The 21450-nt window shown below is 65.6% G+C and carries 20 protein-coding genes and 2 tRNA genes; 4 read left to right on the top strand and 18 right to left on the bottom strand.

Annotated features, from left to right (window positions below; translation table 11 throughout):
• Positions 1-461: 461 nt before the first annotated feature.
• The 4 genes from L107_RS12760 to L107_RS12745 all read right to left on the bottom strand — a co-directional run bounded on the left by L107_RS12760 (position 462) and on the right by L107_RS12745 (position 6557).
• A complete protein-coding gene (locus L107_RS12760; RefSeq protein ID WP_159819340.1) occupies positions 462-1421 on the bottom strand; it encodes an exostosin family protein in 960 nt (319 codons plus the stop codon).
• On the bottom strand, positions 1421-2107 hold the full coding sequence (locus tag L107_RS12755) for a hypothetical protein (protein WP_159819338.1): 687 nt from the start codon (positions 2105-2107) through the stop codon (positions 1421-1423). The genes L107_RS12760 and L107_RS12755 overlap by 1 nt, the downstream gene beginning before the upstream one ends.
• Positions 2104-4005, bottom strand: coding sequence for a glycosyltransferase (locus L107_RS12750; RefSeq protein WP_159819336.1), 1902 nt, complete (start codon positions 4003-4005; stop codon positions 2104-2106). The genes L107_RS12755 and L107_RS12750 overlap by 4 nt, the downstream gene beginning before the upstream one ends.
• A gap of 1271 nt (positions 4006-5276) precedes the next feature.
• Positions 5277-6557 (bottom strand): hypothetical protein, encoded by a 1281-nt coding sequence (locus tag L107_RS12745; protein WP_159819334.1) that lies wholly within the window; start codon positions 6555-6557, stop codon positions 5277-5279.
• A gap of 39 nt (positions 6558-6596) precedes the next feature.
• On the opposite strand from L107_RS12745, the gene L107_RS12740 reads away from it, so the two are divergent.
• Positions 6597-7832 (top strand): hypothetical protein, encoded by a 1236-nt coding sequence (locus L107_RS12740; protein WP_159819332.1) that lies wholly within the window; start codon positions 6597-6599, stop codon positions 7830-7832.
• Between the two features lie 13 nt (positions 7833-7845).
• Here the strand turns inward: L107_RS12740 and L107_RS12735 are convergent, their stop codons facing one another.
• The gene (locus L107_RS12735; protein WP_159819330.1) at positions 7846-8106 is read right to left on the bottom strand and encodes a hypothetical protein; all 261 of its coding nucleotides are present in this window, start codon (positions 8104-8106) and stop codon (positions 7846-7848) included.
• A 55-nt stretch (positions 8107-8161) separates the two neighbouring features.
• Here L107_RS12735 and L107_RS12730 point away from each other — a divergent pair, with 55 nt between their 5' ends.
• Positions 8162-9079: a class I SAM-dependent methyltransferase gene (locus tag L107_RS12730; protein WP_159819328.1), complete on the top strand. Its 918-nt coding sequence runs from the start codon at positions 8162-8164 to the stop codon at positions 9077-9079.
• On the opposite strand, the gene L107_RS12725 is transcribed toward L107_RS12730, so the two are convergent.
• The 7 genes from L107_RS12725 to polA are packed head-to-tail and all read right to left on the bottom strand — an operon-like array spanning position 9039 to position 17581.
• Positions 9039-10289: a hypothetical protein gene (locus L107_RS12725; RefSeq protein ID WP_159819326.1), complete on the bottom strand. Its 1251-nt coding sequence runs from the start codon at positions 10287-10289 to the stop codon at positions 9039-9041. The genes L107_RS12730 and L107_RS12725 overlap by 41 nt on opposite strands.
• Positions 10290-10293: 4 nt before the next feature.
• On the bottom strand, positions 10294-10629 hold the full coding sequence (locus tag L107_RS12720; RefSeq protein WP_159819324.1) for a nucleotidyltransferase domain-containing protein: 336 nt from the start codon (positions 10627-10629) through the stop codon (positions 10294-10296).
• Positions 10626-11039 carry a nucleotidyltransferase substrate binding protein gene (locus L107_RS12715; RefSeq protein ID WP_159819322.1) on the bottom strand — a complete coding sequence of 138 codons (414 nt, stop codon included), beginning with the start codon at positions 11037-11039 and terminating at the stop codon, positions 10626-10628. The genes L107_RS12720 and L107_RS12715 overlap by 4 nt, the downstream gene beginning before the upstream one ends.
• Complete coding sequence (gene cysS / locus L107_RS12710) at positions 11039-12529, bottom strand: cysteine--tRNA ligase (RefSeq protein WP_159819320.1); 1491 nt, start codon at positions 12527-12529, stop codon at positions 11039-11041. Before cysS ends, L107_RS12715 begins: the two co-directional genes overlap by 1 nt.
• Positions 12526-13677: a dTDP-glucose 4,6-dehydratase gene (gene rfbB / locus L107_RS12705; RefSeq protein ID WP_159819318.1), complete on the bottom strand. Its 1152-nt coding sequence runs from the start codon at positions 13675-13677 to the stop codon at positions 12526-12528. Before rfbB ends, cysS begins: the two co-directional genes overlap by 4 nt.
• A gap of 30 nt (positions 13678-13707) precedes the next feature.
• Positions 13708-14607 carry a dTDP-4-dehydrorhamnose reductase gene (gene rfbD / locus L107_RS12700; protein WP_159819316.1) on the bottom strand — a complete coding sequence of 300 codons (900 nt, stop codon included), beginning with the start codon at positions 14605-14607 and terminating at the stop codon, positions 13708-13710.
• A gap of 43 nt (positions 14608-14650) precedes the next feature.
• Positions 14651-17581, bottom strand: coding sequence for a DNA polymerase I (polA, locus tag L107_RS12695; protein WP_159819314.1), 2931 nt, complete (start codon positions 17579-17581; stop codon positions 14651-14653).
• A 62-nt stretch (positions 17582-17643) separates the two neighbouring features.
• Between polA and L107_RS12690 the strand changes: the two genes are divergently transcribed.
• Positions 17644-18240: a DUF1643 domain-containing protein gene (locus L107_RS12690; RefSeq protein WP_159819312.1), complete on the top strand. Its 597-nt coding sequence runs from the start codon at positions 17644-17646 to the stop codon at positions 18238-18240.
• Positions 18198-18440 carry a hypothetical protein gene (locus L107_RS12685; RefSeq protein WP_106222438.1) on the top strand — a complete coding sequence of 81 codons (243 nt, stop codon included), beginning with the start codon at positions 18198-18200 and terminating at the stop codon, positions 18438-18440. Before L107_RS12690 ends, L107_RS12685 begins: the two co-directional genes overlap by 43 nt.
• Positions 18441-18466: 26 nt before the next feature.
• Here the strand turns inward: L107_RS12685 and gltX are convergent, their stop codons facing one another.
• The 6 genes from gltX to L107_RS12655 all read right to left on the bottom strand — a co-directional run bounded on the left by gltX (position 18467) and on the right by L107_RS12655 (position 21418).
• Entirely contained in the window at positions 18467-19909 is a 1443-nt protein-coding gene (gene gltX / locus L107_RS12680; protein WP_159819310.1) for a glutamate--tRNA ligase, read from the bottom strand.
• A gap of 24 nt (positions 19910-19933) precedes the next feature.
• Positions 19934-20007: transfer RNA gene (locus tag L107_RS12675), tRNA-Asp, on the bottom strand.
• Positions 20008-20244: 237 nt separating this feature from the next.
• Positions 20245-20433: a hyperconserved protein Hcp gene (locus tag L107_RS12670; RefSeq protein ID WP_006043540.1), complete on the bottom strand. Its 189-nt coding sequence runs from the start codon at positions 20431-20433 to the stop codon at positions 20245-20247.
• A 36-nt stretch (positions 20434-20469) separates the two neighbouring features.
• Positions 20470-20542: transfer RNA gene (locus tag L107_RS12665), tRNA-Trp, on the bottom strand.
• 66 nt (positions 20543-20608) lie between these two features.
• Positions 20609-21094, bottom strand: coding sequence for a 50S ribosomal protein L19 (gene rplS, locus L107_RS12660; RefSeq protein ID WP_159819308.1), 486 nt, complete (start codon positions 21092-21094; stop codon positions 20609-20611).
• Positions 21095-21136: 42 nt separating this feature from the next.
• Positions 21137-21418 (bottom strand): peptidase, encoded by a 282-nt coding sequence (locus L107_RS12655; RefSeq protein ID WP_201295891.1) that lies wholly within the window; start codon positions 21416-21418, stop codon positions 21137-21139.
• Positions 21419-21450 lie beyond the last annotated feature (32 nt).

The raw sequence follows: 21450 nt of genomic DNA, 5'->3' as shown, positions 1-21450 counted from the left end.
CTCTCCTGCTGGCCGCGCATCCGCTCAATGCCGTTGGGACATTCTCCCGCGGCTTGCCGAATTTTTCAGCAGCCGCCTAGTGAACGAAGTCTATGACATATGTCGCCGACTGTTGACTCAGCACTAAATCGCAAGCAATGAGATCCTGCTCGAGTTGTAAGGGACTCGTGAAGGTCGAAGATACAGTCTAAGCATCGGTCCAACATTGTTTGTACAAAGGGGCGTGAAGAATGAGAATGGATGTACGTCAATTCAAGGCGATAACGATCAACAAAGCCTCGGACGACAAGGCCATGTAAGGGGAACCTGATGCAAGCCTTTTATCCTCAATGAAGTGACAATTAGGGTTTAGTGATGTGAGGAGACCCCTTAATGCTATGACTCTTCTCGAGTAGTGCGCTAGCTGTATAATGATACGAACACTCCAGGCTCAATAAGTAGTGACGTGATGTCGCAGCCTTTCAAGTAGCTCTGAGATTCAAACCAATAATCTTTGCGTAGTTCTTGGGTGCCACCTCTGGGTATAAGCTTTTGCATTTTGACGAGAGATCTCGGTAATTCTCAATTGTCATAGTTGTCTTGATCTCCTTGATCACGGATAAGAGTGCTTCTTTGCTGTCTGGCCGCACAAGGACTGATTGGCTAAGTTCTTTGGGGAAATAGCTGAGATCTAGGTCGTCTGCTAACACGATTGGAATAGATCCATAAGATAAAGCTTCAAAAATGCGAATTGAGTTTGGACCAGACCCAGACGGACACAGGCAGAACCAGGAGTCGCGGAGCGATTCCCTATATTCAGACTCCCTTTTTGCTTCTTCAGTTCTCTGAGCTTGAGATGCATTGATGCCTTGCACTTGCTCAGCATAAACTGCTCTATCATAATGCCATGCATCTCTCTTGATAATCAGTATCTCATCTTCTTGATCTTGCAAGTCAAAGATTGACTGTCTGATCTCGGTCAGGTAAACTTTGGGATTGAAGGCTCCAATAAACGATGCAATGTACTTTCTGTCAAGCTTGTCGATAATCTCGTTTGGGCATTCTTGAACAGGGTAAAGAGGAAATGGGTAAAGGTTGACGCCCCCGAGTCTAGATATCTTTAGTAGCTTGTGAGGCCAAAACAGATCAGTAACTCCGATGCTGGCAAACAACTCTATGTAGTTGAAAGCATAAATATGCTGGCATACCGTAACGACTCTGGAAGCGCGTGGTATATCTTGGCTTGCGTGCCGCAGAGCGGCCAAGAGTTCCCACCGATTCGTGCTTTTCGCTTGAAAGGCATCAATCAAAGATGCCCATGGAAATGCAAAGTATGTATACTCCTTGAGATAGCTAATACCTTCTTTACAGATTGCTTTATAGGCCGCTTTCTCGGTCTTTGCAGGTTCTTGCCAGTGCGAATCAAAACTGATAACTCTCATTACACCCCTTTCCAGATGACTGATGTAGCGAGATGACGGGAGATTTCGACCTTGAGTTCAAGCTCTTGTTGAAGGTGTTGGTTAGGTGGTAGCAAGGTCCGACTTAGCTCTTGACTGGCACGCATCGCAAATCGATCAGTGAATAGATTCAGTCCAATAACGGATGACAACTCAATTAACGCCTCTCGGGATCTTGAGTTCCAGGCTTGTTCATCAAAACAATCCTTTAGAAACCAGCAATACCTTGATGTGAATTGAATGGCGTTGTGTGGGTTGGCGTGAGCCCCATCTCTCTGATCTCGTGCCCAGATATCTATCGGCCCTTTCCGCCGCAAGTGCATAAACAAATTTCTTGCTACCCAGCCGGCAATTGCTTTGTCTTTTCTAAACGACATTAGCGCTTGATGCGAGAAACGTATTCTCTGAATCCGCAAAACTGAAGGGATAAGTGGATTGCCACGTTTTAACGAACACAGTCCTTTCTTACAGCCGATTGAGGTTTCCCCTATCAGCTTGACTCCCATACCAGGGGTTGTATCCAAATCTACGATCCTTAATCCGTATCCGTCTGGCTCTTCGAGGTTCACTTCAAGTGCCTGTTTTGACTTTAGAACCGATTGTATCAATGGAATGCTATTTATAAGAGTTCCGTCTTCATTGGGAGTCTGAATGATCAGGTTCTTCATGCTGCCTCTGGATGAACAGTTGAGTGGTTGTCTGTGATTGACCGAATACCTATGCCCATCTTTGCAAGATAATTGAAGCTAAGACTGATCTGCAGATCATTAAGGCCTCGGTCAACGTTGATTGAGTGCAATGCTCCTTCTTTCATGGTTGGTGTGTATTCCATGTACCATCCGCCCTTTTCACTGCATGCGTCTGTGGTCACTATACGTCTGCCATGAAGCAAAGAGACGACTTTCAGCCAAACATCATCTGCGTACGGTGCCAATGCAAGTAAAAGCTCTTTATTTCTTGCTTCATTGGATGTGATTACACTTCCTGGATAAAGAACACCTCCCGCTCCTGTGGGAAGAAGCTGATGGCTGGGCTGCATGCAGATGACTTCTTGCTTCCATGTCTTGTACGGAGCAATCTGTGTACCATCGTCTGTTAATCTAATCTGGTGGGCTCTATTGGCAATGACTTCTTCTGGGTGCTTTCGGCGTGCTGTGAGCAATAGCTCAAGCATTATTGGCTTATAGATGACATCATCATCAACAATACATACATCACCAGTCTGGTCCGGAAGATGGATGTACTTATCGTAGCTATGATGTGTGGTATCAGTAAACACGATAGTGAACAGATCTCCCTCAAGATCACGCAGTTGTGATGGGATGTAGCTTTTGGAGGGGAACTCATCGCGCCCCAAAGTCAAGTAGATATGCTTTGGGCTTACTGTTTGTTGAAGGATGGAGCGAACTACACAATCAACGCTACGAATCCTGGCTGGAAACGAAGTGAGTGAGACGATTGGTAATTGGTTTTCGGATATGCAAACACGTTGTGCTAGAGTAGAAGAACCCTGAGTTGATCCGTTGCCTTCGTAGGTCTTCCTTTGGCGTTGTATCATCTGCCCAAGCTTGGTGGCTCTGGACCTAACTGCCTCCACGTACTCTGCTTTAACTTTTTGGGCAGTCGTAAGCTGCCCGATGATTTTGCAAGCTTCGGGATAGCCTAATGACTTGCCAAGTGTTTTGATTGAGTGACTGGCAAGTGATTTGATCTTGTCTTCACTTAGTCCCACCGACTGACGCATATGAATGGTGTCAAGTATCATGATTGCCAGATCACGCCTGCCTTCTTCTGAGCAAGGACTCTGATTGTCACGGTTAAGTAACTTAATTGCCTTCTCTTCATCTTTACACTTCCGCCTGAAGTTGATGATCGACTCTGCCTCTATTGTGTTGTATCCATAGTATTCGGTCAGTGTGCGTGTCACCGAGTCGGTGCTTTTGGGCGAGTAGGCGGACACTCCAAGACTGGGTGATCGATGAGAAAGGACTTCCATCAATAAGTTGACTCTCTTTCCTTTCTTAATCAGATTTGCGAATTGAATGGTGTCGCTATCTGTTTTGACTCGGCGGCTGTCAAACGGTTCATTTGTTATTGCCTCCGATGTGATAAATAGAGATTGGTGGCAGAATCCTAGGCTCGACATTCTTGCTGCAGGTATGTCAGTAAGCCAGGTCGCCCAGACCTGCTCGCCAACTGTGCCCCAGCCAATCAGTGCATCACATTGATGCTTATGGAAATGATCGACTACCTCTTCAATCACCATGCTGTGGGCATATACATCGCCGGTATTCAAAAATGTAATGATATCGCCGGTCGCTTTGTTGATGCCCTTATTCATGGCATCGTAAATGCCTTCATCTCGTTCTGACACTATCGTTGCTAGTAACCCCTGCGACTGCCAAAAGCTGCATAGCTTATGTGTTTGATCCTGAGACTTTCCATCGATAACAATGTATTCGATGTTCTCCCAGGTCTGAGAAGAGACTGACTTGGCAGTCTTGTGCAGCTGCCAAGAGTCGTTATAGGTTACGGTGACAATCGAAACTTTGGTGTTGAGGCTCATTGTCTATCACCTTCCTCAGGTGTTTGTTTCGGATGGACAGATTGTGATTTGGGACCGCGGGAAGCGAGATGTCTGACGTTGATGTGCATGCCACCGCTCCTGTTGACTGGATGTATCCGTGGCTTTCTTGATGATGTAACATGCGGCCATACCCCTCGTCTCTGAAAGTTGACTTGGAGTTCTCGCAGCAGAAGCAACTCTGGGAGTTCCGTCTGCACATGAAGTAGATTCGAAACCCCACAGCCGCGCCATTCGTTGTTCATCATCGTTCCAATCAATGCAGTCTCCAGGAGCAACGTTCCAGCCGTTTCTGAAGGACCTGAAGATATGCCGGTCCCTCCTGTACTAGGCCCCAAGCCAATGACCAGAGACGCAGAGGTTGCTCAACGATTGCCATTAGCTGCCACTGATTCCCTCGACTGAGAGAACTCGCTTTCAGGTCAAGATCGATGGTCGAGATGGTAAGAAGCCGATTGATTGGCTGTGCAGTGAACTTCCTTGCATTTCTAACGTCTCGCGGGGGCCCTAGCTTAAGCGTGAACCGGTAAAGCCCGTAGCCTGGAAGGCCGGGAAGCTCATAAAGCCGCAAGACCATTGGCGTCATCCCAGTATCACCAGGGTGTGCTGTTTGAGGCTTGTCGCCAGTGCCACAACCCTGGTCGGGTCTCGCAGGTCCTGAATCATCTGTCTGAAGGCATTCTCAATAGTGCCCATACCTAGCTGAATCGCATCCTCCAGCGTGTTGAGCAAGCGCGTTCTCTCTAGGGCCGGAGCAATGGTGGAAGTGCACCGCTGCCACTGAATGGCCTGATCTTGCATAAGCCCCAAGCCTCATCATTGAGAGCCACACCAAGGCTGATAAGGCCACAGCGGATGACGCCGGCCCTGCGAATGTCCTCCTCCCATCGACTTCGATGGCGGAAAAGCTTGATGGTGCAGATTTGCATCCAATGACCTTGCAGCACGAAAGCCTGGCCCTACGGGAATTTCTCCCAGCTACTTATACAGGCCGCTTGGGCTGAAGGGGAGGGCTGTATCAGGGGGATCTCCTAGAAGAAACCTTAGAGCTTTCGGTTAATGTCCTGATGGGGTGGGCTTGGTCCACGTGGCTGGCCTTTTTGACTTGTGGAGCCCATCACGGCTAGCGCTTTTGGTGGTTGTGATCAAGTAGCCCTTGGCACATTCTTCCAGCTTTCAATTGGTGTCGTTGACTACCCAACCCGCCATAGGACCATGGATGAGCGACTATCTCGGCCATGGCGGCCACCCATCTACTTGGCTTCGTCATGTGTGATCAGCTGGGCCACGTAGGCCGCGAAGCTCTCACCCAGCACCCAACGGCCGTAGGTTGTGAAATGGCCGTTATCCGCTTCCGCTCCCGCTACAGCAGCGGCTGCCAGATGCTCGAGCCAGTCCCCGTCGCTTCCGCTTCGCCATTTCATACCCAGGTTACTGGCCTCCCGTTCCAGCCATCCACCTGCCCGGCCCACCACAGCGGCCGATTGTCCGGCCATTAGCCGCGCAGCGCCATAGCACCACAGCAGCCCTGAGCTGCGGTGCCGGTAGTGGACGGGGTCGTAGGCCAGCAGGGCCACGTCACAACCGGCCAGCAGGTCCTGCATCCGCTCCATCGGCACCCGTTCGTTCAGCCAGCGGAACCGGGGGAGCAGCTCGCGGGCCCGTTCGAGGCTGCCCAGCTCCGCCCCGGCGAGAGGATTCTGGCTGTGCAGCTGGAACAGCCATTCAGCGTCCTCCAGCGACGGTGGCAGTGGGCCCCCGCCCAGCAGCTGCTTCACTACCTCGAGGGCCTCTCGGCGCCCCTTGCCGGGCTTGAGGTCTCCCCAGTGCAAAAGGATCCGCGGCCGGCCTGGGGCCGCCGCTGGTCGTCCGGCCGCGGGCGGTGCCACCGGCAGGCCGGCTCCCACTACCGCCGGGTGAAGGCCGCTGCAGGCCAGACCCGCCGCCGCCAGCAGCGGCGCATGGAGCTCCAGGCTCTGCTGGCTGGGCAGTTCCAGCCGCAGCCGATGGCCCCCTTGGCTCACCGCCTGCGCCAAGGCCCCCAGGGCCACACGGCAGTTGCCGGTGGCGGCCCCCTGCGGTTCGTCCTTCCCCAGCGTTTCTCCGGGAGGAAACATCAGGCTTACCACCACCGTGGCGGCGGGAATCCGGCGCAGGGCGCGGGCCAGGCCGAGCAGCTGGAATGGCAGGGCTGTGTGGATCACCCACGCGGCCGGCGGCTGGGAGCTCTCGCTCGCCTGCCGATCCCGTTCGGCCAGCAGCTGTTGTTCCACCCGTCTGGCCAGATGCACCGTGCCGCCCAGGTCGGCCCAGTGGCGCGGGTCCAGGTAGCCGCATCCGTTGAACACCCCTCGGCAGCCTTCGGCGGCCACCGCCCCATCGGCCCAGCACTCGGCCGCCCATCCCTGCTGCGCCAGACCCTTCAGCAGCAGCGCGTTCACATCGGCATGGTGTCCCACGCTGCTGGCGTATGCCGGATCCACAATCACCACCCGGCCCATCCGATTCCCCTCTTCCACTCCGATGCATCCCATCGTGGGGCGTCGCACAATGGTTGCAGCGAATGTCTGGACTTGGACCAAGCGCTCTGGCCCACGGCAGCGGAACTGCGGCAGCAGCTTCAGAGCGATCCCCCGGGTGCCCGATCCGACTGCATCGATCAGCTGCGCTGGCTGGGCCGCTACAGCCTGGCGGAGCAGCTGCAGGACTGGGTCCGGCGCCTGCATGCTTCGCCCCACTGGGATGCCGCGCTGGCGCTGGAAGTGAGTGCCGCCTGGCTGCTCGCAGGCCGTCCCCACCAGGCGGATCTGGCCTTCCTCGAGGCCGATCGGCTTGATCCCTCCCTCGCCCTGGTCCCCGATGTGTGGGGCCTCTGGCCCGCTCCTGCCGCGCCGGCGGCCCCCACCCCCGAGGAGCATCGCGCTGGCGTGCGGGAGCTGGCGTCCTGGATCCGCCGCTGGCGCGCAGGCGACCCCCGTGTCCTCGAGGCGGCCTGGCGGCGATCGGCGCAGCTGGATTGGACGGTGGTGCTCGACGGTCCGTCCCTGGATGAGCTGGCCCTGCTTCTCCGCCGCGGGGAGGCCCTGTCGGAACCGATCGAGCCCTTCCTGGCCTCCCTGGTGACGGAGAAGGAGATCGAGGCCAGCCCGAGCCAGGCCCTGCGCTTCTGGGGTGTCCTGACCGACATGCGGCCGGACTGGTCCCATGCCCGCATCAAGGCGGCCGATCTCGCCCTGGCGGCTGGCGCAACCGAGCGCTCTGCCGGCTGGATCACCACGGCCGCCCCGGACATCCAGACGAGCCCCTGGTACTGGGACATCGCCGCCCGCCAGGCCCTCGACAGCGGCGCCATCGCCCTGGCCCTGGATCACTGGGGCCAGGCCCTGGCACGGGCGGATTCCGAGCTGGCCGAGGTGTTTCGCCAGCGGCGCCGCGAGGCCCGGCGGGGGGCGGGGGTCCGGCAGGTCCGGGAGCTGCTCGATCGGGGCGACATCCCCGCCGCCCTGCCCCTGGTGCAGCGGCTGGTGGCCGAGGATCCCGAGTGGCAGCCGCTGCGTTCCCTCTTGCGGCAGGCCGAAGCCGCCGCGGCTCCAGCGGCAGCGACCGCCACCGATCCGGCCGGGGAATCAGGGCCCCTTCCCTTCGCCCGGTTCCTGGCGCAGGCCGCGGCCCGGAGCGGGATCCCCCTCCACCCGGCCACTCCGGAGCCGGCAGGTGCGAACCTCGACATCGAAGCCTGCCGCCAGGAACTCCAGCGCTTTGCCCGCAGCATCGGCGAAGCGGAAGCCCGCTTCGCGCTGGAGGGCTGAAGGCCGGGGGGATTCAGCCCCCGGCCGCTTCGATCCGCTCCAGCAAGGCCGCGATCAGCACTTCCGCCCGCCGTTCTTCCTGCCGGTGCTGCTCCAGCAGTTGTTGAAGCTCCTGGCTGGCCAGGAAGTAGAACTCCAGTTCCTCCTGCACCTGCTGCAGCTGCAGCAGGTTGAGTTCCGCCTCGTCGCGCGCCTCTTCCAGCTGGCCCTTCAGGCTCGCATTCTCGGCGGCCAGAGCCGCTGGATCACTGGCGGGGGCACTCGTCTGACTCATCGGATGGAGCTTAGAAGCCCTGCACCGCCACGTCGAGCCATCCGCGACAGTCAGCTTGGAAGGCTCCCGGTACCGTGAGGACGTGCTCTCCCCCGGCGCCGTGCCCCTGGCATCTCCGTTCCTCGAGCAGCGCACCTACCGCCAGCAGGCGGAGTTCCAGCGCGATTTCGAGGCCCAGTGGGGCGACCTCGACCGCCAGGTGCGCACCAGCCTGCGACTGATGGCCCTCAACGGCATCCAGGATCCCCTCAACGACCTGCCCATTGCGGCCGGCGAGCTTCAGCTGCAGGGCACCAACTTTCGCGAAAGCCTGCAGCACGGGGGTCTGGTGTCGCGCCAGCGGGCCGTGCTGCTGCTGCTGCGCCAGCTGATCGAAGCGGGCCGCCTGCCCCTGCTCGAAGACCTGCGGCTTTACTGCCCGGAGGCCATCACCCCGTTCGCCCAGCGGCTGCGGGATCTGGTGCCCCACTACCAGGGCAGCGAATACCTTCCCGATCCCCAGGATCCCCGCCGCCAGCAGCTGCATCACGAGGACCTCTGTGCCCTCAGCTTTGAGAAGGGCCGCTTCGATGCGGTGATCTGCAACGAGATTCTCGAGCACGTCTACGACCTGCCGGCCGCCCTGCGCTCGATGCATCGGGTGCTTGCACTCGGCGGCTCCCTTCTCGGCACGGTGCCCTTCGCCTACGGCCAGGCCGAATCCACGCTGAAGGCCGTGCATCGCGGCCGGGAGCAGGAGCCCGAACTGTTGGCCGAACCGGAATTCCACGGCGATCCCGTGCAGCCGAAGCAGGGGTCTCTCGTCTATCGCATTCCCGGCTGGGAATTTCTCGATCAGTTGCGCGAGGCCGGCTTCGAGGATCCCCGCATCGAAGCCATCCATTCCCCCACCTACGGCATCGTCGGCGCCGAAATCCCCTGGATCCTGGTGTTCATGGCCCAGCGCCCCCAGGATCCAACACCTGCAGGCTGAACGGCGGCACCAGCGACGCCCCCGCCCAGGCGGCCGTCGCGTCCTCGCCGCTCCACACCAGCAGCTCCACCAGATCGCCGATCCGCTCGCCGCCCCCAGCCGCTGCCTCAGCCCCTGGCGGCACCTCCTGGGGCTTCAGCGCCTCCGCCGTCCAACGCTTCTCCAGGGCCGGCCGGCCCAGGTCCAGCAGCGGCCCGTCCACCGCCAGCGGCAGCACCCGCATCCGCGCCTCGCCGGCGATCGCCAGCGACACCCGCCAGCCCTGTCCCGGCGCCATCAGGGCATAGAGCGGCACCCCCGGCACCAGCCGGCCGTTCAACCTCTGCCGCGGCAGGCCGTGGTTGTAGGCGGCGGCCGCCTCCTGCGCCACCTGCAGGATCGCTTCGGGCACCTCCGGGGCTGTCGCCCTTCGAAACAGCTGTTCATTGGGAAAGCCGATCGCATCGGCCATCGCCCGGCCGTACACCTCCGCCTGGGCGGCCGCATCGAAGCTGCCCCGTGCGAAGAACTGCCGCGCCGCCTGGAAGCTGCCCTCCAGGCCCCGCTCCCCGTGCAGATGGAAATAGAGGCAGTTGTAGAAGCCGAACTTGATGCTGGCCCCGTAGGCGCTGCGCACCGTGGTGAGGTGGGCGCCGCCGCAGAGGGCCTCCGGCAGGAAGTCCTCGCTGGCCACGGCCTGCTGCTCCACCCCCACCAGCCACAGGTAATCCAGATGGTGCTCGGCCGTGATCGCCTCCCGCTTGAACGCGAACGGCTTGCGGGCCACCAGCGGGCTGCCCGCCTTGCCGCCCACCAGGTTCAGATAGGTGAAATTCACGCAGTCGAAGCTGGCCACCACCGCCGGGCTGGCCCAGAAGGACTCCACCGCCTGCCGCTCCAGCAGCAGCAGCTCATCGGCATCCACCGACAGCACCACATCGCCCTTCGCCAGCCCGTAGCCGTGGATCCGCTTCTCCCGCTCGCCCGCGAACACGCCGTGGTGGTAGTGGATCGGCACCCCCAGCCGCCGGGCCAGCAGGGCGAACAGGCCGGCCGCCCGCGCTGAGGGCTGCGCCAGATCGCGACCCACCAGCGGCTCCAGCAGCTCCCGGGTGAACTGAAACGGCCCGTCGTTCACCACGATCTCGTCGGCCCAGGCCAGCCGCTCCACCACCCGCTCGATGAAGTCGAAGTCCTCGAAGAACTGGATCACCACCGAGACGGTCGCCATCGGTTCAGCCCCGCCTCCAGAGGCAACGACCGACGCGCTGCAGGTGGGCCTCCAGATCCGCCGGCAGTTCCTGGCGCAGCACCACGTCCACCTTCCAGGGCAGCAGCAGCTCATCGATCGCCGCCATCAGTCGCAGGCGGTCCTGATGGCTGAGCTCGGGGCCCTCCAGGCAGAGGTCGATGTCGGATCCTTCCCGGTGGCGTCCCATCGCCCGCGAACCGAACAGCCACACGGCGTCGAGGTGGGCCTGGTTGGCGAACACCTGCTGCAGCCGCTGCTGGGCCCGTTCAGGGATGCCGGGAATCGCCCCGATCGGTGGGGTGGAGGGTTGGGGGCTCATGGCGGCGGATCCTGCTGCAGCGTCTCCAGACGGGCCCGCAACTGCCGGTAGCAGGCCAGGTAGCTCTGGCCGATGTGTCCGGCGATCGCGTCGGCGGTGGAACGGTTGTAGGTGTGGCTGGTGAGATTGCGGTCCTGAATCATCAGCATCCAGGCCTCCCCGTCCTGGATCAGGCCCAGACGGAACGCTTCCTTCAACGTATCCCGTGAACCGAGCAGCAGCTCGTTGCCCTGGCTTCGCAGCAGATCACGCAACGTATTCCAGGCCAGCTCGAAGGTGTACTCGAAGGCCTTGATCAACCCCTGCTGTTCCCTGGCGTTGAGTTCGGGTGGATCGAAGAACGACTCCAGCTGCTCCAGCGCCCGGCAGTCATTCGAAAATCTCTGCTGCCAGCGGATGTCGTCGCTCATCAGCTCCGCACCCAGTCGGTCACGCCGCCGGGCCGGTCGATCAGTTCGATGCCCTCGGCGGCCAGTTCGGCCCGGATGCGGTCGGCGGTGGCGAAATCCCTGGCGGCCTTGGCGGCCCGGCGCTGCTCGATCCGCCGCTGGATCGCCGTTTCCGCCGCCGCCGCCTCGGCCGGCGTGCCGTCCGCCGCGCTGCTCGCCGCCTCCGCCTCCAGCCCCAGCACACCGGCCAGCTCGGCCAGCAGCCGCCAGCGGGGTTCCAGCGTCTCCGCCTCTCCGGCCGCCCCGGCTTCGGGGTCGCCCCGCTCCAGCCGGTTGGCCAGGGCCCGCAGGGGCCGGGCCAGCTCGAACAGCACCGCCAGCGCCGCCGAGGTGTTGAGGTCGTCGTCCATGGCGACGGCGAAGCGCTCGCGGGCCCGGGCCAGTTCGGCGCCGATGTCCGCGGCGCTCACCGCAGCGCTCTCGGCGGCCCCCCAGCCCAGGGCCGCCCCGTGGCGCACCCCGAGCCCCAGGGCGGCGTCGAGTCCCTTCCAGCCGCTGGCGGCCGCCGCCAGGGCCTCGGCGGTGAAGTCCAGCGGCTTGCGGTAATGGGCCTGGAGCACGAACAGCCGCAGGGTCATCGGGCTGACGCCGCTCTCCAGCAGGGCACGGATCGTGGTGAAGTTGCCCAGCGACTTGGACATCTTCTCGCCGCCCACATTCACCATGCCGTTGTGCAGCCAGAAGCGGGCCAGGGGCTGGCCGCTGGCCGCCTCCGACTGGGCGATCTCGTTCTCGTGGTGGGGAAAGATCAGATCGGCGCCGCCCAGGTGGATGTCGATCGTGGTGCCCAGCTCCTCCCGCACCATCGCCGAGCATTCGATGTGCCAGCCCGGCCGGCCCGGCCCCCAGGGCGACGGGAAGCTGGGTTCGCCCGGCTTGGTGCCCTTCCAGAGGGCGAAATCGAAGGGGTGCTGCTTGCGGGCCTCCTCCGCCTCGCGGGTGCGGCCGCTGGCGCCCTCCTGCTGCTCCTCCAGCGTGCGGCCGCTGAGCTTGCCGTAGCCGGCCTGGCGCATCACCGCGAAATACACATCGCCATCGGCCGAATAGGCCGCCCCCTTGGCCTCCAGTTCACCGATCAGCTGCCGGATCGCCTCCAGGCTGCGGGTGGCCCGGGGCATCCGGTCGGGGGGAAGGATGTGCAGGGCGGCCATGTCCGCCTCGAAGGCGGCGATGTTGCGTTCGCTCACCACCTCCATCGAGCTGCCCTCCTCCTCGGCCCGCTTGAGGATCTTGTCGTCGATGTCGGTGAAGTTCTGCACGAAGGTGACGGCATAGCCGCTCCACTGCAGATACCGCCGCAGCACGTCCCAGACGATGTAGCTGCGGGCGTGGCCCAGGTGGCACAGGTCGTAGACCGTGACGCCGCAGCAGTAGATCGACACCTGCCCGGGCACCAGCGGCTCGAAGGGCTCGCAGCGGCGGCTGAGGGTGTTGGTGAGCCGCAGGGTCAATGGCCCGCTCCCGCGCCGGCACCCGCCTGGCCCAGGCGGCCGCCGCCGTAGCCGGCCCGGCTGCGCACGTTGGTGCACCAGTCGTCGTGCTCCAGGTACCACTGCACCGTGGCCCGCAGGCCCTGTGCGAAGTCGTGGCGCGGCTGCCAGCCCAGCTCGCTGCTGATCCGCGCCGGGTCGATGGCGTAGCGCCGGTCGTGGCCCGGCCGGTCGGCCACCGGCGTGATCAGGCCGGCGTGGGGGGAGCCGTCGGGCCGCAGCTCGTCGAGGAGGGTGCAGATGGCGTGCACCACCTCCTTGTTGGTGCGCTCGCCGTGGCCCCCGACGCAGTAGCTGCGGCCCACCTCACCGCTGGTGGCGGCCAGCAGCAGGGCCTCCACGTGGTCCTCCACGTACAGCCAGTCGCGCACGTTGGCCCCGTCGCCGTAGAGGGGGATCGGCTCGCCGGCGGCGGCCTTGAGGATCACCACCGGGATCAGCTTCTCGGGGAACTGCCAGGGGCCGTAGTTGTTGCTGCAGTTGGTCAGCACCACCGGCAGCCCGAAGGTGTGGTGCCAGGCCTGGACCAGGTGGTCGCTGCCCGCCTTGCTGGCGGAGTAGGGGCTGCGCGGGTCGTAGGGGGTGGTCTCCGAGAAGCGGCCGGTGGCCCCCAGGGAGCCGAACACCTCATCGGTGCTGATGTGGTGGAAGCGGAACAGCTCCCGCCGCTCCGCCGGCAGCCCCTCCCAGTGGGCCCGCACCGCCTGCAGCAGGTGGTAGGTGCCCATCACGTTGCTGACCAGGAAGGCACCGGGATCGTCGATCGAACGGTCGACGTGGCTCTCGGCGGCCAGGTGCAGCACCAGATCCGGATCGGCCTGCCGCACCGCGGCGGCGGTGGCCTCCCCGTCGGCCAGGTCCACCTGCAGCAGCCGGTGGCGCGGCCCGTCGGCCCGCTCCGCCGCCGGCCCCAGATCCGCCAAGGTGTTGGCGATGCCCAGCAGGTCGCTGGCATACCCCATCTTGTCGAGGTTGAACACCGTCGCCGTGCTGTCCCGCAGCAGCCGCCGCACCAGCGCCCCGCCGATGAAGCCCGCGCCGCCGGTCACCAGGATGCGGCGACGGCCCGCGAGCAGCAGCGGCAGGTCGAGGGAGGGATAGGGGTCCATCGGGATGGGGCGAGACGGGTTCAGGGGTGTTCAGGCCTGGGGCAGGGGAATCCGCGCCAGCACCTCGGCGAGGGCGGCCTGCCAGTGTTGCCCCTCCAGGGCCAGGGCGTGCCGGGTGGTGGTGGCATCCAGCAGCGAATAGGCGGGGCGCCGGGCAGGGGTGGGGTAGTCGGCGGTGGTGATCGGCCGCACCCGGGCCGGGGCGGGGATCAGCCCCCGCGCCGCCGCCAGCAGACCGATGGCCACGGCGAAGTCGTACCAGCTGGCGGCGCCGCAGTCGCTCCAGTGGTGGCGCCCGCTCACCCCCCGCTCGATCACCCGCCAGCAGGCCTCCGCCAGGCCGGCGGTGGCGGTGGGGCAGCCCACCTGGTCGGCCACCACCCCCAGGGGCTCGCCGGCGGCGGCCTTCGCCCGGTGCAGCCGCAGCATCGTCAGGCAGAAGTTCGCCCCCACCGGCCCGTACACCCAGCTGGTGCGCAGCAGGCACAGGCGCTCGGCCGGCAGGGCCGCCGCCGCCCGCCGTTCCCCCTCGGCCTTGGTGGCGCCGTAGACGCCCAGGGGGGCCAGGGCCTGCTCCGGGGCATAGGGATGGCCCTGCCCGCCGTCGAAGACGAAATCCGTGCTCACCTGCAGCAGCCGCCCGCCGGTCCCGGCCAGGGCCTCGGCGAAGGCCCCGGGGGCACCGGCGTTGACCGCCTCCGCCAGCTCAGGCTCGGCCTCGGCCCGATCCACCGCGGTGTAGGCGCCGGCGTTGAGCACCCAGTCGGGCCGGTGCTGCGCCACCGCCGCCCGGCAGGCGTCGGCGTCGGCCAGATCCAGGGCATCACGGCCCGTCGCGATCAGGTCGATGCCGGCGGGCACACGGGCCAGCAGGGCCTGTCCCAGCTGACCATGGCGGCCGGTCAGCAGCACCCGCACCGGTTGGGGCATCGATGGCGGAGGCAGAGCTCGCGCGCAGCCTACCTTCGAGCGGCTATTTCGCCTCCATCCAGTTCGGCCCCACGCCCGTGTCCACCGCCAGGGGCACCAGCAGCTGCACCGCCTGCTCCATGGTGCGGCGGGTGAGCTCCCGCACCTCCTCCAGCGCCTCCGGCGCCGCCTCCAGCACCAGCTCGTCGTGCACCTGCAGCAGCAGCCGGGCCGGCAGGCCCGACGCCGTCAGCGCCTGCTGCAGGCCCACCATCGCCAGCTTGATGATGTCGGCGCTGGAGCCCTGGATCGGGGCGTTGGCGGCGGCCCGCAGCTGCTGGGCCTCCAGGCCGCCGCGGCGGGCCACCTCCAGGTCGATCTCCAGCGGGTCCTTGCCCAGCAGCCGGCCCAGGCCGCCGGGATCGAACTGGAACGGCCGCCGCCGCCCCAGGATCGTCTCGACATAGCCGCGGCTGAGGGCCAGCCGCTCCTGCAGCTCGAGGAACAGGAACACCTTCGGGTAGCGCTGCTTGTAGAGGCTCAGGAACTCCTTGGCCCGGGCCTGGCCCATGCCGGTTTCGCGCGCCAGCCGCTGGGCCCCCATGCCGTAGATGACGCCGAAGTTGATCGTCTTGCCCAGCCGCCGTTCCTCGGGCGTCACCGTGTCGGTTTCGAGCAGCAGCCGGGCGGTGAGGGCGTGGACGTCGTCGCCCTCGTTGTAGGCCTGCACCAGCACCGGCTCGCCGGACAGGTGGGTGAGGATGCGCAGCTCGATCTGGGAGTAGTCGGCGCTGATCATCTGCCAGCCCTCCTGGGGCAGGAAGGCCTTGCGGATGCGGCGGCTGAACTCGGTGCGGATGGGGATGTTCTGCAGGTTGGGGTTGCTGCTCGACAGCCGGCCGGTGGCGGTCACCGCCTGGTTGAAATCGGTGTGCACCCGCCCGGTCTCCGGCTCCACCAGGGCCGGCAGCGCCTCCACGTAGGTGCTCAGCAGCTTGCTGAGGGTGCGGTGCTCCAGCACCAGCTTCACCACCGGATGGTCGTCCTCCAGCTTCTCCAGCACCGCCGCATCGGTGCTCCAGCCGGTCTTGGTGCGGCGCGACTTCTTGCGGTCGAGCCCCAGGGTGTCGAACAGCAGCTCCCCGAGCTGCTTGGGGGAGGCCAGGTTGAAGTCCACCCCCGCCGCCGCCTGGGCCTCCTGCTCCAGCCGGCCCAGGGCGGCGCTGAGCTCCTCGGCCAGCTCCTTCAGGTAGGGCACGTCGATGCGGATGCCGGTGGCCTCCATCTGGGCCAGCACCGGCTCCAGGGGCAGCTCCACCTGCTGCAGCAGCAGGGGCAGCCGGGGCCCCATCGCCGCCAGCTGCCCGCTCAGCACGGCGCCCAGGCGCCGGGTGAGGTGCACGTCCATGGCGCAGTAGAGCGCCGCGGCCTCGATCGGCACGTCGGCGAAGTTCTGCCCCTTGGCCACCAGATCGCCGTAGGTGGTCGGCTGGAGGCCGAACTCCCGCTCCGCCATCGCCTCCAGGCCATGCTTGGCGTTGGCATCCCGCAGGTAGTCCGCCAGCAGGGTGTCCATCACCACACCGGCCAGGGGCAGGCCATGGCGCAGCAGGATCAGGCGGTCGTACTTGGCGTTCTGGAGCGCCTTGGGGTGCGCGGCGCTGGCCAGCCAGGGCCCCAGGGCCAGCAGCACCGCATCGAGGGGCAACTGCTCCGGCGCCGCCGGCGCCGCGCTGAGCAGGTCGGCGGCGGGCGGGCTGTGGTGGCCGATGGGCACGTAGGCCAGGTCCGCCAGGCCCTCCCCCCAGCAGACGCCGATCCCCACCAGCTCCGCCTGGAAGGGATTGAGGGAGGTGGTCTCGGTGTCGAGGGCCACCGGTGCCGCCGGGTCGGTGCAGGCCATCAGCCGCTCGACCAGGGCGGCCAGGGCCTCGGGGGTGGTGACCAGCTGCGGCTGCAGCGCGGGCAGGCCGCCTTCGGCCCTGGGCTCGGCCGCTGCGGGCTCCCCGGGCGCCGCCGGCTCGCTGGCGGGAGCGGCCATTGTGGCGGCGGTGGCGGTGGGCTCGGGAGGCTCGGCCGAGAACAGGCGAGCGAAGCCCTCGGTCTGCTTCACCAGGCTGAACAGCTCAAGCTCGTTCAGGCGCGCCCCCAGCCCCTCGCTGTCCACCCGCCCCAGGCCAAGGCGGGGCTCCTCGGGCAGGGGAATCTGCACCAGGATCTCCGCCAGCATCCGGGAGCGGAAGGCGTTCTCCCGGTCGGTCTCCAGCTTCGTCTTCAGGGCCCCCTTCTGCTGGTCGAGGGCGGCGTAGATGCCGTCCAGGTCGCCGTGGGCCTTGAGCAGGGTGAGGGCGGTCTTGGGCCCCACCCCCTTGACCCCGGGGATGTTGTCGGAGCTGTCGCCGGTGAGGGCCTTGAGGTCCACCACCCCCTCGGGCGGCACCCCCAGCTTCTCGATCACCTGGGCCCGGCGGATCTCCGTCGGCCCGCTGTTCTTGGCGTAGGGGCCGCCGCCCATGTAGAGCACGGCGATGTCGCGCGCGTCATCCACCAGCTGGAACAGGTCGCGGTCGCCGGAGAGGATCCGCACCCGCCAGCCCTCGCCCGCCGCCCGGTTGGCCAGGGTGCCGAGCACGTCGTCGGCCTCGTAGCCCGGAGCCATCGACAGGGGCAGGTCGAGGCAGTCCCTGAGGATGGCCTGCAGATTGGCCAGATCGGCGAAGAAGTGCTCCGGCGCCTCCTCCCGGTGGGCCTTGTAGGCGGCGTCCGCCTCGTGGCGGAAGGTGGGTTCGGCGGTGTCGAAGGCGATCACCACCCCCTGGGGCGCCAGGCCCTTGCAGTTGTCGAGCAGGGCCTTGAGGAAGCCGTAGGTGACGCTGGTGGGGACGCCGTCCTTGGTGGCCAGTCCCCCCTCGCCCCCCTTGGCGAAGGCGTAGAAGCTGCGGAAGGCCAGGGAGTGACCGTCCACCAGCAGCAACAGGGGCTTGTCCCGCTCCATGGCCGTTTCCGGGATCCGTCCGCCGTCCGCCACAGCCTGCCATCCGGCGGCCCGCAGCGGCCGTGAACGTCTCCGGCCGCGCCGTCTTCAGCCGCTGCGGCCACTACCGCTGGTGGCTGGAGCGGGTGTGGGAGCCCCAGGGCAGCCGGCTGCTGTTCATCGGCCTCAACCCCTCCCGCGCCGACCATCGCCGCGACGACCCCACCCTGCGGCGGCTGGTGGCCTTCGCCGCCGGCTGGGGCTACGGCGGCCTGGAGGTGCTGAACCTCTTCGCCCGCATCAGCCCCCGACCCTCCGCCCTGGCCCTCGCCGCCGATCCGGTGGGCGCCGCCAACCCGGCCTGGATCCGGCGCCGGGTGCGGGCGGCCCAGGGGCCCGGTGGGCCTGCCGCCGCCGCGCCGCCGCCGCTGATCTGGCTGGGCTGGGGCAACGGCGGCCGCCGCGGCGGCCAGGACGAACGGGTGCTGGAGCTGCTGGCCCCCCACCGGTCCCGGCTGGTGTGCCTGGGCTGCACCGCCTCCGGCGCCCCGCTCCATCCCCTCTACCGGCCGGCCGCAAGCCTGTTGCGGCCGTATGGGGCATCCTGTGGGCAGTCCGACGCCGCCGTCCGCGCCCCATGGCCCGCACCCCCCGCCGCTACGCCATCCACCTGTTCCTGACCGGCGGCCACCACCAGGAGGTGCACTTCAACACCCTGGAGGATTTCCAGAACTGGTACGGCGGCGTGCTGAACGCGGCGACCCTCGACACCTTCGTGAACGTGCCGATCAGCGACCTGACCAGCGAGTTCCTCGTGCTGCGGGCCGGCAGTGTCCAGGCGATCCGGGTGGAGCCGATCTACGGCGCCCTCGACGACTGAGGCCCCTTGAGGCCTCTGCCCCGGCCTCAGAGCGCGGCGGCGATCCGCTCCCGGTCGCTGCCGCGCCGGTGCAGCAGCAGCCAGGTGGTGAGCAGGTCGGGTCCCTTGAGGCTGCCCAGCAGGGCGGCCCGCAGGCCCTTCATCAGCACCCCTTTCTTGACGCCCGCGGCCGTGGCGACCGCCCCCAGCAGTGCCTGGGCCGTGTCGGCCTCGAGGGGCCCCTCCGGCAGCTGCTCCAGCAGGGCCGTCAGGGCGGTGCGGGTGGCGGCGTCGGCCCGCAGGGCCAGGGCCGCCTCGTCCGGTTCCGGTGTCTCGAAGAAGGGGGCGGCCTGCTCGACCCCATCCGCCAGCAGGCTGAGGGAGGGCCCCAGCAGGGCGCAGAGATCCTCCTGCCAGGCGGCGTCGGCGGCGGCTCCCTCGCCCCAGCCCCGGGCCTGCCAGAGGGGCAGCAGCCGCTGGCGCAGCTCGCCGGCCCCCAGCCCGTGCAGCACCTGGGCGTTGAGCCAGTTGAGCTTGTCCCAGTCGAAGCGCGCCCCGGCCCGGTTGACGCGCTCGAAGGAGAACACCGCCGCCGCCTGCTCGAGGCTGAAGCGCTCGCCGATCCCCTCCGGCGGTGACCAGCCCAGCAGGGTCATGTAGTTGACCAGGGCTTCGGCGGTGTAGCCCATGGCGCGGAAATCGCCCACGGAGGTGACGCCGTCTCGCTTGGAGAGCTTGCGGCCCTCCGGGTTGAGGATCAGGGGGGTGTGGGCGAACAGGGGCGGGGTCAGCCCCAGCGCGGCGTAGAGCAGCAGCTGCTTGCCGGTGTTGGCGATGTGGTCCTCGCCCCGGATCACGTGGCTGATGGCCATGGCGGCGTCGTCCACCACCACCACCAGGTTGTAGAGGGGGTCGCCGATGGCATTGGCGGGCGCCCGGCGGGCGATCACCATGTCACCGCCCAGGTCACTCCCCGCCCAGCGCATCTCGCCGCGCACCAGGTCGTTCCAGGTGATCGTGGCGCCGTCGTCGATGCGGAAGCGGACCACCGCCTCGCGTCCCTCGTCGATGTAGGCCTGCTGCTGCTCGGGGGTGAGGTCCCGGTGCAGGTTGTCGTAGCGGGGGGCCCGCCCCTCGGCCTGCTGCCGCTCCCGCATCGCCGCCAGCTCGGCGTCGCTGGCGAAGCAGCGGTAGGCGTGGCCGCTCTCCAGCAGCTGGGCGATCGCGGCCCGGTGGGCCTCGATGCGCTGGCTCTGCACCACCGGCTCCCCGTCCCAGGTGAGGCCCAGCCAGCGCAGCCCGTCGAGGATGTTCTCCGTGTACTCGGGCCTGGACCGTTCCCGGTCGGTGTCCTCGATGCGGAGCAGGAAGGCGCCCCCCAGGTGGCGGGCGAACAGCCAGTTGAACACCGCCGTGCGGGCGGTGCCGATGTGGAGGGTGCCGGTGGGGCTGGGGGCCAGCCGGACGCGTACGGGAACCGCTGCGGCCACGGAATCGGCTCCAGATGGTGAGAACGGGACTGACGGGGCTCGAACCCGCAACTTCCGCCGTGACAGGGCGGTGCTCTAACCGATTGAACTACAGTCCCAGACCGACTTTCGAGCCTGAATCCGCCCCAGAGGGTGGATGCGGCACCGATGGGCGATCACGACGGCGCGGACGCCGACCAAGGAAGTATCCATCGTCACCGGTCCCTCCGTCAACGCCGCCCCCGAAGGCCACCGACCCCGCCGCCCCGGGGCGCCGCGGGGGGAGGGGCCACACAAAAAGCCCCGTGCGGGGCACGGGGCAGGCGCTGATCGGAAGGGACGCCGAGGCGCTGGGCTCAGGGGCGGAAGCCGGCGGGTTCGATCAGACGGACCTGATTGCCACGGGCGGTGAATTCCCGCCCCTGGTCGCTCTGGACCACGACCCGACCTCCGGACTTGACCCGGATGACCCGGGCCCGGACCCAGCCAAGGGCGGCCGATTCCAGCACCTTGACCACATCACCGGGTTGTAGATCCAACTCCATGTTCGGAACCACGAGACTGCAAATGGGACCATCGAACGCGCCGTGGAGGACTTGAACCCCCGACATCAGGTTTTGGAGACCTGCGTTCTACCAACTGAACTAACGGCGCAAGGCCGATGGCCCCTGGAAAGCGTGAGAGGGATTCGCGGGCAATGGCCACCCGTGAAACCAGGCTTCAGCGATCGAAGCGCTGTTTGACGCGTGTGGCTTTACCCACCCGGTCACGCAGATAGAAGAGCTTCGCCCGACGCACCTTACCGCGCCGCTCCACCTTCACGGAAGCGACCTGGGGGCTGTGGAGCATGAAGACCCGCTCCACGCCGATGCCCTGGAAGATGCGACGCACGGTGATCGTCTGGTTGAGGCCGCCGTGGCGCTTGGCGATCACAACGCCCTCGTAGGGCTGGACCCGCTCCTTGTTGCCCTCCCGGATGCGCACGCCCACCTTGACGGTGTCGCCCACGTAGATCTCGGGCAGGTCGCTCTTCAGCTGGGTCGCCTCGAACTCCTCGATCAGGGCGCGGGCGCTCAGCTTGCCGGTGGTGACGGTCACGGCGGCAGGGGCCGCCGCGGAGACCACGTCAGGGGTCCCCTGGTCCTCGGTCTGCGGGTCCACGTCGGTGGATGGATCGGTGGTGGTCGGATCGGTCTCGGTTGCCATCCCTTTTCTCGGAGCGCCTGGCCAAACCAACACCTTACCGCCTCAGCTGACCCCCTTCCCCCCGCGCCGCCGCCAGTTCCGCTGCAGCCGCTCCCAGGCCATGGCGCCGCCGGTGACCAGCATCCACAGCAGCCCCAGGCCGTTGAGCAGCACGTAGAGGGTCTCCCCCACCGGGCCCAGCCAGCGCTGCAGCCACTCGCCCTCGTGCAGCACCATCAGTGGATGGACCTGGTCCCGGCCCAGCCCGCCCCAGTCGCGCAGCAGGCGGTAACCCACACCCGTGAGGGCCGAGAGCAGCAGGGGCGTCAGCACCAGCGGCGCCATCCAGGCGTGGGCCTGCCGCAGGCGGGCGCCCC

Origin of the sequence: Cyanobium sp. Copco_Reservoir_LC18 (assembly GCF_009834675.1) — a bacterium.
In the GTDB taxonomy this organism is placed as follows: domain Bacteria; phylum Cyanobacteriota; class Cyanobacteriia; order PCC-6307; family Cyanobiaceae; genus Cyanobium; species Cyanobium minutissimum.
Note: the sequence above shows the minus strand (reverse complement) of the source record. Positions and strands in the feature narration are given on the sequence as shown.

What these genes read in the sequence shown, in the direction of transcription:
- rfbD (WP_159819316.1), bottom strand. Translation starts at nt 14,607, where the DNA reads ATGCCCCAACCGGTGCGGGTGCTGCTGACCGGCCGCCATGGTCAGCTG.
- L107_RS12655 (WP_201295891.1), bottom strand. Translation starts at nt 21,418, where the DNA reads ATGGCGCCGCTGGTGCTGACGCCCCTGCTGCTCTCGGCCCTCACGGGT.
- L107_RS12720 (WP_159819324.1), bottom strand. Translation starts at nt 10,629, where the DNA reads ATGAGCCCCCAACCCTCCACCCCACCGATCGGGGCGATTCCCGGCATC.
- polA (WP_159819314.1), bottom strand. Translation starts at nt 17,581, where the DNA reads ATGGAGCGGGACAAGCCCCTGTTGCTGCTGGTGGACGGTCACTCCCTG.
- L107_RS12685 (WP_106222438.1), top strand. Translation starts at nt 18,198, where the DNA reads ATGGCCCGCACCCCCCGCCGCTACGCCATCCACCTGTTCCTGACCGGC.
- L107_RS12750 (WP_159819336.1), bottom strand. Translation starts at nt 4,005, where the DNA reads ATGAGCCTCAACACCAAAGTTTCGATTGTCACCGTAACCTATAACGAC.
- L107_RS12735 (WP_159819330.1), bottom strand. Translation starts at nt 8,106, where the DNA reads ATGAGTCAGACGAGTGCCCCCGCCAGTGATCCAGCGGCTCTGGCCGCC.
- L107_RS12745 (WP_159819334.1), bottom strand. Translation starts at nt 6,557, where the DNA reads ATGGGATGCATCGGAGTGGAAGAGGGGAATCGGATGGGCCGGGTGGTG.
- L107_RS12725 (WP_159819326.1), bottom strand. Translation starts at nt 10,289, where the DNA reads ATGGCGACCGTCTCGGTGGTGATCCAGTTCTTCGAGGACTTCGACTTC.
- rplS (WP_159819308.1), bottom strand. Translation starts at nt 21,094, where the DNA reads ATGGCAACCGAGACCGATCCGACCACCACCGATCCATCCACCGACGTG.
- L107_RS12670 (WP_006043540.1), bottom strand. Translation starts at nt 20,433, where the DNA reads ATGGAGTTGGATCTACAACCCGGTGATGTGGTCAAGGTGCTGGAATCG.
- L107_RS12760 (WP_159819340.1), bottom strand. Translation starts at nt 1,421, where the DNA reads ATGAGAGTTATCAGTTTTGATTCGCACTGGCAAGAACCTGCAAAGACC.
- L107_RS12755 (WP_159819338.1), bottom strand. Translation starts at nt 2,107, where the DNA reads ATGAAGAACCTGATCATTCAGACTCCCAATGAAGACGGAACTCTTATA.
- L107_RS12715 (WP_159819322.1), bottom strand. Translation starts at nt 11,039, where the DNA reads ATGAGCGACGACATCCGCTGGCAGCAGAGATTTTCGAATGACTGCCGG.
- rfbB (WP_159819318.1), bottom strand. Translation starts at nt 13,677, where the DNA reads ATGGACCCCTATCCCTCCCTCGACCTGCCGCTGCTGCTCGCGGGCCGT.